Origin of the sequence: Geobacter grbiciae (assembly GCF_018531165.1) — a bacterium.
Lineage (GTDB): Bacteria > Desulfobacterota > Desulfuromonadia > Geobacterales > Geobacteraceae > Geobacter > Geobacter metallireducens.
In genome coordinates this window covers 93433-105449 of sequence record NZ_JAHDIW010000012.1, presented here as the reverse complement: position 1 = coordinate 105449, position 12017 = coordinate 93433, and the positions used below count along the sequence as shown (strand labels likewise).

Annotated in this window: 13 protein-coding genes; all 13 read right to left on the bottom strand. The window is 62.0% G+C overall.

Annotated features, from left to right (window positions below; all coding sequences use genetic code 11):
* The 13 genes from hisA to rho all read right to left on the bottom strand — a co-directional run bounded on the left by hisA (position 1) and on the right by rho (position 11762).
* Positions 1–735, bottom strand: coding sequence for a 1-(5-phosphoribosyl)-5-[(5-phosphoribosylamino)methylideneamino]imidazole-4-carboxamide isomerase (gene hisA, locus KJB29_RS14295; RefSeq protein ID WP_215735104.1), 735 nt, complete (start codon positions 733–735; stop codon positions 1–3).
* A gap of 90 nt (positions 736–825) precedes the next feature.
* Positions 826–1458 (bottom strand): imidazole glycerol phosphate synthase subunit HisH, encoded by a 633-nt coding sequence (gene hisH / locus KJB29_RS14290; protein WP_215735103.1) that lies wholly within the window; start codon positions 1456–1458, stop codon positions 826–828.
* A gap of 1 nt (position 1459) precedes the next feature.
* Positions 1460–2047 (bottom strand): imidazoleglycerol-phosphate dehydratase HisB, encoded by a 588-nt coding sequence (gene hisB / locus KJB29_RS14285; protein WP_215735102.1) that lies wholly within the window; start codon positions 2045–2047, stop codon positions 1460–1462.
* 25 nt (positions 2048–2072) lie between these two features.
* Positions 2073–3125: a histidinol-phosphate transaminase gene (gene hisC, locus KJB29_RS14280; RefSeq protein ID WP_215735101.1), complete on the bottom strand. Its 1053-nt coding sequence runs from the start codon at positions 3123–3125 to the stop codon at positions 2073–2075.
* Positions 3122–4432, bottom strand: a complete 1311-nt coding sequence (hisD, locus tag KJB29_RS14275; RefSeq protein ID WP_215735100.1) for a histidinol dehydrogenase — start codon at positions 4430–4432, stop codon at positions 3122–3124. Before hisD ends, hisC begins: the two co-directional genes overlap by 4 nt.
* Positions 4429–5067: an ATP phosphoribosyltransferase gene (hisG, locus tag KJB29_RS14270; RefSeq protein WP_215735099.1), complete on the bottom strand. Its 639-nt coding sequence runs from the start codon at positions 5065–5067 to the stop codon at positions 4429–4431. The genes hisD and hisG overlap by 4 nt, the downstream gene beginning before the upstream one ends.
* Positions 5068–5130: 63 nt before the next feature.
* Entirely contained in the window at positions 5131–6384 is a 1254-nt protein-coding gene (murA, locus tag KJB29_RS14265; RefSeq protein WP_215735098.1) for a UDP-N-acetylglucosamine 1-carboxyvinyltransferase, read from the bottom strand.
* 66 nt (positions 6385–6450) lie between these two features.
* Entirely contained in the window at positions 6451–7305 is an 855-nt protein-coding gene (prmC, locus tag KJB29_RS14260; protein ID WP_215735097.1) for a peptide chain release factor N(5)-glutamine methyltransferase, read from the bottom strand.
* A 24-nt stretch (positions 7306–7329) separates the two neighbouring features.
* The gene (prfA, locus tag KJB29_RS14255; RefSeq protein WP_215735096.1) at positions 7330–8397 is read right to left on the bottom strand and encodes a peptide chain release factor 1; all 1068 of its coding nucleotides are present in this window, start codon (positions 8395–8397) and stop codon (positions 7330–7332) included.
* 42 nt (positions 8398–8439) lie between these two features.
* Positions 8440–9390: a DUF1385 domain-containing protein gene (locus KJB29_RS14250; protein WP_215735095.1), complete on the bottom strand. Its 951-nt coding sequence runs from the start codon at positions 9388–9390 to the stop codon at positions 8440–8442.
* Positions 9387–10082: an FAD-dependent thymidylate synthase gene (gene thyX / locus KJB29_RS14245; RefSeq protein ID WP_214186478.1), complete on the bottom strand. Its 696-nt coding sequence runs from the start codon at positions 10080–10082 to the stop codon at positions 9387–9389. The genes KJB29_RS14250 and thyX overlap by 4 nt, the downstream gene beginning before the upstream one ends.
* A gap of 108 nt (positions 10083–10190) precedes the next feature.
* Positions 10191–10391: a 50S ribosomal protein L31 gene (rpmE, locus tag KJB29_RS14240; protein WP_004512349.1), complete on the bottom strand. Its 201-nt coding sequence runs from the start codon at positions 10389–10391 to the stop codon at positions 10191–10193.
* Between the two features lie 123 nt (positions 10392–10514).
* Positions 10515–11762 carry a transcription termination factor Rho gene (gene rho / locus KJB29_RS14235; RefSeq protein WP_215735094.1) on the bottom strand — a complete coding sequence of 416 codons (1248 nt, stop codon included), beginning with the start codon at positions 11760–11762 and terminating at the stop codon, positions 10515–10517.
* Positions 11763–12017: the final 255 nt, after the last annotated feature.

Genomic DNA, 12017 nt, shown 5'->3' with positions numbered 1-12017 from the left:
TTACGCCCCTCCCCGCTTCGTGAGGGCCACGGCCTCGGCCAGGTTGATGGCCCCGGTGTAGACTGCCTTGCCCGTAATGGCGCCGGCGATGCCGCTCGCCTCAATAGCCATGAGGTTCTCGATGTCCTTCAGGGACGACACCCCGCCGGAAGCGATGACCGGAATCGAGATCGCCTCGGCCAGGGCTCTGGTCGCCCCGATGTTCGGCCCCTGCATCATGCCGTCACGGGCGATGTCGGTGTAGATGATTGCAGAGACGCCGTACCCCTCGAACCGCTTCGCCAGATCCACCGCCGTGACGCCGGTCACCTCGGCCCACCCCTGGACCGCCACCATGCCGTCCTTGGCGTCGATCCCCACAACGATCCGTCCGGGAAAGAGGCGGCACGCCTCCTCCACCAGTTCCGGGTTGCGCTGGGCCGCAGTGCCGAGGATCACCCGGCCGATGCCAAGCGATAGGTACGCCTCAATGGTGGGGATGTCCCGGATGCCCCCCCCTAGTTGGGTCGGAATGGCAATGGCCTTGACAATCGCTTCGATGGAGGCCCGGTTTTTCGGCTCACCGGCAAAGGCGCCGTCCAGGTCAACGATGTGGAGCAGTTCCGCCCCCTGGCGCTCCCACGCCCGGGCCTGGTCGGCCGGATTGTCGCAGAAGACAGTGTCCTTCTCCATGAGCCCCTGTTCGAGGCGGACGCACTTTCCTCCCTTGAGGTCGATGGCAGGTATGACAATCATTCAAAAAAACCTTTCACCACGGAGGCACGGAGACACGGAGAAAGGCCCATAGGAGAATTACTCCGTGCCTCCGTGTCTCCATGGTGGATTTTATGCTTTTGAAAGCGCGAAATTTTTCAAAATACTTAAACCCACCGCCTGGGACTTCTCGGGGTGGAACTGGGTGGCGACGATGTTGTCCTTCCAGACGGCGGCGCAGAAATCAATACCGTAACTGCTCGTAGCGGCAACGACACCCTCTTCATCGGGCTTTGCGTAGAACGAGTGAACGAAATAAACGTTCGCTCCATCCTCAACATCGGAGAAAGCCGAAGGGCGACGTTTGATGGAAAGCTGGTTCCACCCCATGTGGGGGACCTTGAGATCCTCGCCTCCTTCGCGCATCCCCTCGGGGAAGCGGAGGACGTGGCCGGGGATGACGTTCAGCCCCTGGTAGAGGCCGAACTCCACGCTATCGGTGAAGAGGAGCTGCATCCCGACGCAGATGCCGAGGAAGGGGCGTCCATCCTGGATCACCGAGAGAATCGGCTCCACGAACCCACCCTGCTCCAGGTTGCGCATACAGTCCCGGAACGCCCCCACGCCGGGGAGGACCACCTTCTCCGCCTCCAGGACCACCTTCGGGTCGGCGGTCACCACCGCCTCGAACCCCACCTTTTCGAACCCCTTCTGGACGGAGCGGAGATTACCCATGCCGTAGTCGATGATTGCGATTGTTGCCATATCAGAGCTTGCCCTTCGTCGACATGACCCCTTCGATCCGGGGATCCACCTGGGTCGCCTGGTCCATGGCCCGGGCAAAGGCCTTGAAGCAGGCCTCGACCATGTGGTGGACGTTGTCGCCGTACATGACGTTCACGTGGATATTGGCGCCCAGGTTGTTGACCACCGCCTGGAAAAACTCTCGCACCAGCTCCACGTCAAACTCACCGATCTTCACCTTGGGAAGCGCGACGTGGTAGACGAGATAGGGACGCCCCGAGATGTCCACCGCCACGCTGGCAAGGGTCTCGTCCATGGGGACGCTGGCCTGGCCGTAGCGCCGGATTCCCTTCTTGTCGCCCAGGGCTTCCTTCAGCGCCTGGCCGAGGACGATGCCGATATCCTCCACCGTGTGGTGGAAGTCGATGTCGATGTCCCCCCTGGCGTCCACCTGGAGGTTGAAGAGGCCATGGCGGGCGAAGAGGTCGAGCATGTGGTCGAGAAACGGCACCGAGGTGCAGATCTTCGCCTCGCCCGTGCCGTCGATCTCCAGGGAGAGCTTGATCTGGGTTTCCTTGGTGACGCGTTCGATGCTGGCTTTCCGGGACATGGAACCCTCCTCGTGGGTATAGAAGTTAGCCAATCTCTTTCAGGGCGGCGAGGGTCCTCTCCATCTCCTCCCGAGTGCCAATGGAGATCCTCATCCCATGGGCCAGGAGCGGGTCAGAGAAGTGACGGACCAGGACCTTGCGGGCGTAGAGCCCGTCGTAAACCCGCTTGCCGTCGCGATCAGGGGGAGTGGCAAACAGGTAGTTCCCCTGGGAAGGGATAACGTCATAGCCAAGGGAGCGCAGTTCAGTGGTGAACCATTCCCGCGTCTCGCGGATCCTCCGGCAGCATTCCGACAGATATGCCTGATCGCGGAGTGCGGCCACGCAGGCCGCCTGGGCCAGGCGGTCGAGATTGTAGTGGTCGCGGATCTTGTCCAGGGCCGCAATCACCTCCGGACGGGCAATGGCGAGGCCGATACGCATGCCGGCCAGGGAATAGCTCTTGGAAAGGGTGCGCGTCACCACCACATTCTCGTGTCTTCTCACCAGCTCCAAGGCATTGGATTCGGCAAATTCGGCATAGGTTTCGTCCAGTACCAGCATGCCGGCGCAACGCCGGGCCAGCTCGTCGATGTACTCGACCGGGAAACTGGGGCCAAGCGGTGCGTTGGGGGTGGTGAGGAAGAATACTTTCCCTTCATAGCGCTCCGGAAAATCGGCGATCCGAAAGTCGTCGGTCAGGCCGAACGTGCGTACCCGGGCCCCCTGGACCTCGGCAAGCGTGCCGTAGTAGGAGTATGAGGGGTGAACGTAGCCGATCTCCTCCCCTTCGGCGGCAAAGGCCCGGATCAGGTTGTTCAGCACCTCGTCGGAGCCGTTGGCCATGATGATCCAGGAGGGGTCGAAGCCGTACAATTCTCCGGCCACTTCGCGCAGCTTCTGGCTGGAGGCACTGGGGTAGATGCGCAGGGTAGCCCCGTCCGGTCCAAGTTCCTCGAGAATGGCCTTTACCACTTCCGGCGACGGCGGATACGGGTTTTCGTTCGTGTTCAGCTTGATCCACGAGGCGATATCGGGCGGCTGGTAACCGGGAATGTACCCCTTCATGGAGGCGATGTTCTGTCGAAGTGGAATCATTTCCGGGCCCCTCCTTCCCCCTTCAGTCTCACGCTCACCGACCTACCGTGGGCTTCCAGCCCCTCCAGTTCGGCGATCCGGACGATGTCCCCCCCCAGACGATTCAACCCGCTCTCGCTAAAGTAGACGATGGAGGACTTCTTCACGAAATCGTCCACCGACAGGGGTGAGAAGAACCGGGCCGTGCCGCCGGTGGGAAGGGTGTGGTTCGGGCCGGCCAGATAATCCCCCGCAGCCTCGGGAGTAAAGTGACCGAGGAAGATGGCGCCGGCGTTCCTGATTTTCGGCAGGACATCGAAGGGGTTCGTCACGGCCAGCTCCAGGTGCTCCGGGGCGATCCGGTTGCTGAACGCGATGGCCTCGTCGAGGCTTCCTGCCACGATGACGGCGCCGTAGGTTTCCCACGATCTCCGGGCAATGGTCTCCCGGGAGAGCTCCGCCAGTTGCCGCTTCACCTCCGCCGCCACCCGCTCGCCGAAGCCGCGGTCGGTGGTGATGAGGATGGACGAAGCGAGTTCGTCGTGCTCCGCCTGGGAGAGGAGGTCTGCGGCGATGTGGGCCGGGATGCCGCTTCCGTCGTTGATGACGAGGATCTCGCTGGGGCCGGCGATCATGTCGATCCCCACCTGGCCGAAGACCAGCTTCTTGGCCGTGGCCACGTAGATGTTCCCCGGGCCGGTGATTTTGTCCACCTTGGGCACCGTCGCGGTTCCGTAGGCCAGGGCCGCCACGGCCTGGGCGCCGCCGAGCCGGAAGATCCGGTCCACGCCGGAGAGCCGCGCCGCAACCAGGACATGGGGATTGATCTCGCCGCCGGGAGTCGGGGCCACCATGACGACCTCGTCGACGCCCGCCACCCGGGCCGGTACCGCGTTCATGATGACGCTGGAGGGATAGCTCGCCTTGCCGCCGGGGACATAGATCCCGACCCGCTCCAGGGGAGTCACCATCTGGCCGAGAAGGATGTCGGGCTCGCCGGTGGAGAGCCAGGTCTCCTGCTTCTGCTTCTCGTGGAAGCGGGCCACCCGCTCCACTGCCAGCTTGAGGGCCGCGATCTCCTCGTCCATCACCCGGGCAAAGGCGTAGTCGATCTCGTCCTCGGTTACCTGAAGCGAGGCGACGGAATCGGCCTCAAGCCGGTCGAAGCGCCGGGTGTACTCCAGGAGCGCCTCGTCACCCCGCGCACGGACATCGGCGATGATGTCGAGAACCACCTGTTCCACCTCGCGGCCGGTCTCCTCGCCCCGGGCGAGGATGGCAGCGAATCCCATGTCGAAGTTCGTATCCCTGATATCGAGGAATTTCATACGTGCTTCTCCAACCCTTCGATGATCTCGGTGATCCGGGGGTGCTTGGTCTTGAGGCTCGCCCGGTTGACGATGAGGCGCGTGGTGATCTCGGCAATGGTCTCCACCTCCACAAGGCCGTTCTGCCGCAGGGTCTCGCCGGTGGAGACCAGGTCCACGATCCGCTCGGAGAGCCCCACCAGCGGCGCCAGCTCGATGGAGCCATAGAGCTTGATGATCTCCACCTGTACCCCCTTGCCGGCAAAGTACTTCTCAGTCACGTTGGGGTACTTGGTGGCGATCCGGATGTTGCTCCAACTGGATGGGTCGTCGTCCCTGGCAAGCCCCGCTGGCTCCGCAACCATCATCCGGCAGTAACCGAACTTGAGGTCCAGGGGCTCGTAGAGGTCCTTCTCCTGCTCCATGAGGGTGTCCTTCCCCACGATGCCGAGATCGGCGCAACCATACTCCACGTAGGTGGGGACGTCGGTGGCCCGGACAATCATGTACCGCATCCGCTGCTCGCGGTTCTCGAAGATGAGCTTGCGGGTGTTGGAGAGAAGCTCGTCGCAGTGGATTCCGATTTTGCCGAACAGGGCAACGGACTCTTCGAGAATCCGCCCCTTGGGGATGGCGATGGTAAGAAAGTCGCTCATAAAACTAAGGGACCGGGGACCAGGGACCGGGGACCAGCAATGGCACCCGCTCCCGCCGCCGGCTCACTCCTTTACACGTTTGATGTCGGCCCCGAGGCCGGCCAGCTTCTTCTCGATGGAATCATACCCCCGGTCCAGGTGGTAGATACGGGAGATCTCCGTGGTGTTGTCGGCGGCAAGCCCGGCCAGGATCAGCGAGGCCGATGCCCGCAGATCCGTGGCCATGACCGGCGCGCCGGAGAGCTTCTTCACCCCCTTCACGGTGGCGGTGTTCCCCGCAACGGTGATGTCGGCCCCGAAGCGGAGCAACTCCGAAACGTGCATGAAGCGGTTCTCGAAGATGTTCTCGCTGATGACGCTCGCCCCGTCGGCCACGCACATGAGGGCCATGAACTGGGCCTGCATGTCGGTGGGGAAGCCGGGATAGGGACGGGTCTTGATGTTGATGGCCCTGGGGCGACGGGGACCCTTGACCCGCACCACGTTGTCACGATTGATGATCTCCACGCCGGCATCCTGGAGCTTGAAGACGAGGGCGTCCAGGTGCTCCAGCTTCATGTTGTGAATCTTGATGTCGCCGCCGGTAATGGCCGCCGCCACCATGAAGGTGCCGGCCTCGATCCGGTCGGGCATGACGTCGTGGGCAACCGGCGCCAGCTCCTTCACCCCGGTGATCCGGATGGTGTCGGTGCCGGCCCCGTCGATCCTGGCCCCCATCCTGTTCAGGATATCGGCCAGGTCGATGATCTCCGGCTCCCGGGCAGCGTTCTCCAGAATCGTCTCACCCTTGGCCAGGGCCGCCGCCATCATGAGCTGCTCAGTACCCCCGACGGTGGCGATGTCGAAGTTAATCCGCGCCCCTTTCAGCTTTTTCGCCTTGGCCTCTACATAGCCGTGCTCCAGCCGGATGTCGGCCCCAAGGGCCGCAAGCCCCTTAAGGTGGAGGTTGATGGGGCGGGCGCCGATGGCGCAGCCGCCGGGGAGGGAGACCCGCGCCCGGCCGTGGCGCGCCAAAAGCGGCCCCAGGACCAGGACCGAGGCCCGCATGGTCTTTACCAGATCGTAGGTGGCCTCCACGTCGTTCACGTGGGTCGTGTCGATTTTGACGATGTTGCCGTTTCCCTCCACCACGGCGCCCAGAGATTCCAGGACCTTGATGGTGGTGTTGATATCGCGCAGGAACGGGACATTGCGGATTTCGTTGAGTCCGGGAGCGAGGATGGTGGAAATGAAGACGGGGAGGGCCGCGTTCTTGGAGCCGCTGACCGATACGTCACCGGTCAGTTTCTTTCCCCCTTTGATGATCAGCTTGTCCAATGGAATGCCTCTGAAATTGATGTGGGGGTGCAATTCGTTGCGCCCGGGACGTGATGAATCACGCCACTACGGAATCCGTCCGCCGACCACCCGGTCGATGCCGTTGAGATCCTTGGCCGTAAAGCAGTCGGTGAAACCGGCCTGCTCAAACATCCCGAGCACCGCCTCTGCCTGGCCGATACCCAGTTCGACCATGAGCCACCCGCCCGCGTTCAAATGCTCCAAAGCGGCCGGGACGATGATCCGGTAGAAATCGAGACCGTCGGCGCCACCGTCAAGAGCCGCGCGGGGCTCGTACTCCCGCACCTCCGGCTGGAGCGTATCCAGGTCGGCAGTGGGGATGTAGGGGGGATTAGAGACGATCAGATCGAACCGCTGGTCTGCGAAGGGCTCGAAGAGGGACCCTTCGCAAAGGATCACCCGGACGCCGTGGCGCTCAACGTTTTGCCGGGCCAGGGTGATGGCTCCGGCGGACTGCTCCACCCCCCACACCTGGGCATCGGGAAGGTTCTTTGCCAGAGCCACGGCGATGCAGCCGCTCCCGACGCCGATGTCGAGGACCGTGGCGGCGTGGGGGGCACGGAGGAGCGCCTCCTCCACGAGCGCCTCGGTGTCGTGCCGGGGGATGAGCACCGCCGGCGTCACGGCGAAGTCGAGGCCGCAGAACTCCTGGGTACCGAGGACGTACTGGAGTGGTTCCCGCTTGGCCCGTCGCGCCACGAGCCCCCGGACCGCCGACAGTTCTTCGGCGTTCAGGGGCTTGTCGAAGTTGACGTAGAGCCCCACCCGGTCAAGCCCCAAGGCTGCGGAAAGAAGCCACTCAGTCTCCAACCGGGCGTTCTCGACCCCCTTCTCGGCCAGGTATCCCCTGGTCCAGTCAAGGACCCTGCGGATGGTCCAGGTTTCAGGCTTTTCCGTCATGGAACCCTTTCCGGTCCGAGCGGGTCAGGCCGCTTCGGCCTGGGCCTTGAGGGCCTCCATCTGGTAGTGCGCCCGGAGCGTATCCACTACTTCGGCGATGTCCCCTTCCATGAGGGCGTCGAGCCGGTAGAGGGTAAGACCGATCCGGTGGTCGGTCATTCGCCCCTGGGGGAAGTTGTAGGTGCGTATCCGCTCGCTCCGGTCGCCGCTTCCCACCTGCTGTTTGCGGTCGGCGGCGATGCGGGCGTTCTGTTCCTGCTGGAGGCCGTCTAGGATCCTCGATTTGAGGACCTTCATGGCCTTTGACCGGTTCTTGATCTGGCTCCGCTCGTCCTGGCACTCCACCACGATGCCGGTGGGGAGGTGGGTGATCCGGACCGCCGACTCGGTCTTGTTGACGTGCTGGCCGCCGGCCCCGGAGGCCCGATAAACGTCGATCTTAAGATCCACGGGATTGATGTCCACCTCGATATCCTCGGCCTCGGGGAGAACCGCCACGGTGCAGGCGCTGGTGTGGATCCGCCCCTGGGCCTCGGTCTCCGGCACCCGCTGGACCCGATGGGTTCCCGACTCGTATTTGAGCTTGGCAAAGACCCCCTGCCCTTCAATGAGGGCCACGACCTCCTTGAAGCCCCCCCGCTCCGACTCGGAGGCAGACAGGATCTCCACTTTCCAGCGGTTGCGCTCGGCAAAGCGGGAGTACATGCGAAAGAGGTCGCCGGCAAAGAGGGCCGACTCGTCGCCGCCGGTACCGGCACGGATCTCCAGGATGACGTTGCGGTCGTCGTTGGGATCCTTGGGGAGGAGCAGCAGCTTGATCTCCCCCTCCAGTTCCTCCTTCTGTCGCTCCAGATCCTCCAGTTCCGCCTGGGCCATCTCCTTCATCTCGGGGTCGGCCAGAAGCTCCCGGTTCCCTTCGATCTCGGCAAGAACCTTCTTGTAGCGACGATAGGCCTCGATCAGGCCGGTCAGGTCGTTGTGCTCCCGGGAGAGTTTGCGGAACTCGGGCTGGTTAGCGATCACCGTCGGGTCGGCCAGAAGCGATTCAAGCTCCTGGTATCGGATTTCAAGTTCTTCTATCTTGTCAAACATCAACGCAATCCTTCAGAAACGAAAATCAGGGCCGGCGGGACATCACACCACCAGCCGGTCGTCCTTGTAGCCGCCATTCTCTTCCAGGGCCTCGGTCATGGAGCGAATCGCCACCTCCACCTGGCTGTCGTCGGGCTCCCGGGTGGTGAGCCGCTGGAGCGCCAGGCCGGGGGCGATGATGAGCCGCACCAGAGGATTCCGGTCGTTCTTGGCGCTCCACTTGAGGAACTCGTAGGAAACCCCGGCGATGACCGGCAGGAGCACCACCCGGGCCCCGGCCTTCATCCAGAAGGGCCAGAGCTTGGGGATGAGCGAGAAGATGACGATACTCACCAGCATGACAATGAGGAGAAAGCTCGTGCCGCAACGGGGATGGAGGCGGCTGTACTTCTGAACCGTGGCGGCCGAAAGCTCCTCTCCTGCTTCGAAGGCAAAGATGGTTTTGTGCTCGGCGCCGTGGTACTCAAAAACCCGCTGAATGTCCTTCATGCGGGAAATGGATACGATATAGAGGAGAAAAACCGCCACGCGGATGATGCCGTCCACCAGGTTGAACATGATGTTGGACTGACCGATAACCGGGACGAGGAGTTTGGTAAGGTAAAGGGGAAGGACAAAAAAGAGGAGGACGCCGAACCCGAGGGCAACGGCCATGGTCCCACCCATGGCCCAGGAGGAGAGTTCCTCCTTCTCTTCCTCTTCGGCCAGCGCCTCGTTGGCGGAAAAGTTGAGTGCCTTGAGTCCTATAATGAGAGAGGAAAAGAGGGCAACCGCTCCCCGGAGGATCGGGAGCTTCACAATGGGAAAGCGCTCCGAGAGTGGGGGGACCTCCTCCCGCTTGACGGCTATCTCGCCCGAAGGGCGTCGGACCGCGATGGCCATGGAACGGGGCGCTCGCATCATGACCCCTTCGAGAACAGCCTGCCCACCTACATTGATCCGCTCCGCAAGGATGAGCAACTGCACCAGCAGCAACCGGAACCACCTCGTCATACGTACATCTCCTTGAATCTCTTCCTGACCTCGACGATCTTGCCGCAGGTCATGGTCCCTTCCGGACAGGGGCCGGCAACGCAGCCGGGTCCGGCATCCCGGAAGATGGTGGGGGCAACCCCCTTCACAAGCCGCAGCATCTCCACGGCCATGGCCCGGATCTCCCACTGGGCCCGCTCGCAGCAGCGGAGGCCGAAGAAGTGGAGAAGCTCCCGGGCGTTCATGGTCATGATGATCTTCGTCTCCGCGGCGTTGGGGAGGATGTAGCGGGCGTCCTCGGCCGGGATGCCGGCCTCAAAGAGTTCGGCATAGGTATCGTGGAGCGCCTTCAGCTGCGATTTGAAGCGGGCAGCAAGATCGGGACGCCCCGCGATGGAGGGGGGAATCACGGCAGAGAATTGCTCCGTATGGGTCACGTAGCGCTGGGACTGCTGGGAGTAGGAGGCGATCCGATGCCGAACGAGCTGATGACTCGTGGCCCGTGATATCCCCTCGATGCCGAAGGTGAAGGAGGCATGCTCCAGCACCGACTGGTGCCCCAGCGACATGATCTTGTCGAGAAACGCGGAAATGTCGGAACGCGACAGACGCTCCTTCAGCTCATCAATGCCGATGGGGGAGTAGCAGAGCCGCGCGGCGAGGGCAACGGCCATTTCGGGATCAGGGGTGTGCTGGAGTAGGGTAACCTTCATGAAGTCCCTTCACGAGGCGATTTGGATACAGCGCTTCAAGAAACAGATAAGGGGATTTCGCCATGGACAAAATCCCCTTCCGCTCAAATCCGCAAGGCCGGGGGCCTGTTACTGCATGCCGTACTTCTTCCGGAAGCGCTCGACGCGGCCGGCGGTGTCCACGAGCTTCTGCTTGCCGGTGAAAAACGGATGGCAGGCAGAGCAGATTTCGGTGGAGATCTCGGTTCTGGTGGAACGGGTCTGGAAGCTGTTGCCGCAGGCGCACTTCACGGTAACCTCGTTGTACTTGGGATGAATCCCTTCTTTCATATCGTCCTCCTTGGGGGCCTTTGCCCCGGTGCCATGTGATCTGTCGGAAAGTTAAAACGTTAACAAACGGGCTATTTTTTTTCAAGACTTTTTTCCGCCACCCCATAGAGGGAGACGGGACGCCTACTTGCTCATGGAATCGAGGAATTCCTGGTTGCTCTTGGTCTCGGAAAGCTTCTCCAGGAGGAACTCCATGCTGTCCACCACGTTCATGGGATGGAGGACCTTGCGGAGAATCCAGGTACGGTTGAGGGAGCCCTTTTCCACGAGAAGTTCCTCTTTGCGGGTCCCCGATTTGTTGATGTCGATGGCCGGAAAGGTCCGCTTCTCCACGAGCTTGCGGTCCAGGTGGACTTCCATGTTGCCGGTCCCCTTGAACTCCTCGAAGATGACTTCATCCATCTTGCTCCCGGTGTCCACCAGGGCCGAGGCAATGATGGTGAGGGAGCCACCTTCCTCGATATTGCGGGCCGCGCCGAAGAAGCGCTTCGGCTTCTGGAGGGCGTTGGCGTCCACGCCGCCGGTGAGGATCTTGCCGGAGGGGGGGAGCACCGTGTTATAGGCCCGGGCGAGGCGCGTGATGGAGTCCAGAAGGATCACCACATCCCGCTTGTGCTCCACGAGGCGCTTCGCCTTCTCGATGACCATCTCGGCTACCTGCACGTGGCGGGTGGCGGGCTCGTCGAAGGTGGAGGAAACCACCTCCCCCCGGACCGAACGCTGCATATCGGTAACCTCTTCGGGACGCTCGTCGATGAGAAGGACGATCAGGTAGACCTCGGGATGGTTCTCCGCAATGGAGTTGGCGATGTTCTGGATGAGCATCGTCTTGCCGGTGCGGGGCGGCGCCACGATGAGTCCCCGTTGCCCCTTGCCGATAGGAGAGACGAGCTCCAGGACCCGCATCGGCATATTATCCGGCGCGGTCTCCAGCTTCAGCTTTTCGTCGGGATAAAGGGGAGTGAGGTTGTCGAAGAGGATCTTATCCCGGGCCACCTCGGGTGGCTCGAAGTTGACCGTCTCCACCTTGAGGAGGGCAAAGTAGCGCTCCCCCTCCTTGGGAGGGCGGATCTGGCCCGACACGGTGTCGCCGGTATGGAGGTTGAACCGGCGAATCTGAGAAGGAGAAACATAGATATCGTCAGGCCCCGGCAGATAGTTGTAGTCGGGCGCCCGGAGAAAGCCGAAGCCGTCGGGAAGACATTCCAGGACCCCCTCGCCGAAGATCATGCCGTTTTTCTCGGTCTGGGCGTTGAGGATGGCAAAAATCAGATCCTGCTTGCGCAGGCTTGAGGCACCCTCGATGTTGAGGCCCTTGGCGATTGCCGCAAGCTCATTGATTTTTTTGCCTTTAAGTTCCTGAAGATTCATCGGTTCTCCTGTGGACGGGCGCAACGGGATAGCTGCTGAATGATGGCGGGCTCATTGTCGGGGTTATTCATCGGATAACTGAGCGTAACGAAAGCGGGAAACGCACCTATTTGTGGATACGTGGAATCTGTGCTCTTATGTAATCGAATGTCGTAACTTTTCCGAATAGCGTAGCGACGCACGTTGATTATGGTGTTGAGTGGAGCGCCTGATTTGTAAAGGAATGAAAGAACGCCGGGGGTATTTCCAATGGAC

Coding starts and splice junctions, on each gene's coding strand:
- rpmE (WP_004512349.1), bottom strand. CDS start 10,391: ATGAAAGAAGGGATTCATCCCAAGTACAACGAGGTTACCGTGAAGTGC.
- hisA (WP_215735104.1), bottom strand. CDS start 735: ATGATTGTCATACCTGCCATCGACCTCAAGGGAGGAAAGTGCGTCCGC.
- thyX (WP_214186478.1), bottom strand. CDS start 10,082: ATGAAGGTTACCCTACTCCAGCACACCCCTGATCCCGAAATGGCCGTT.
- hisG (WP_215735099.1), bottom strand. CDS start 5,067: ATGAGCGACTTTCTTACCATCGCCATCCCCAAGGGGCGGATTCTCGAA.
- hisC (WP_215735101.1), bottom strand. CDS start 3,125: ATGATTCCACTTCGACAGAACATCGCCTCCATGAAGGGGTACATTCCC.
- hisD (WP_215735100.1), bottom strand. CDS start 4,432: ATGAAATTCCTCGATATCAGGGATACGAACTTCGACATGGGATTCGCT.
- KJB29_RS14250 (WP_215735095.1), bottom strand. CDS start 9,390: ATGACGAGGTGGTTCCGGTTGCTGCTGGTGCAGTTGCTCATCCTTGCG.
- prfA (WP_215735096.1), bottom strand. CDS start 8,397: ATGTTTGACAAGATAGAAGAACTTGAAATCCGATACCAGGAGCTTGAA.
- hisH (WP_215735103.1), bottom strand. CDS start 1,458: ATGGCAACAATCGCAATCATCGACTACGGCATGGGTAATCTCCGCTCC.
- prmC (WP_215735097.1), bottom strand. CDS start 7,305: ATGACGGAAAAGCCTGAAACCTGGACCATCCGCAGGGTCCTTGACTGG.
- hisB (WP_215735102.1), bottom strand. CDS start 2,047: ATGTCCCGGAAAGCCAGCATCGAACGCGTCACCAAGGAAACCCAGATC.
- rho (WP_215735094.1), bottom strand. CDS start 11,762: ATGAATCTTCAGGAACTTAAAGGCAAAAAAATCAATGAGCTTGCGGCA.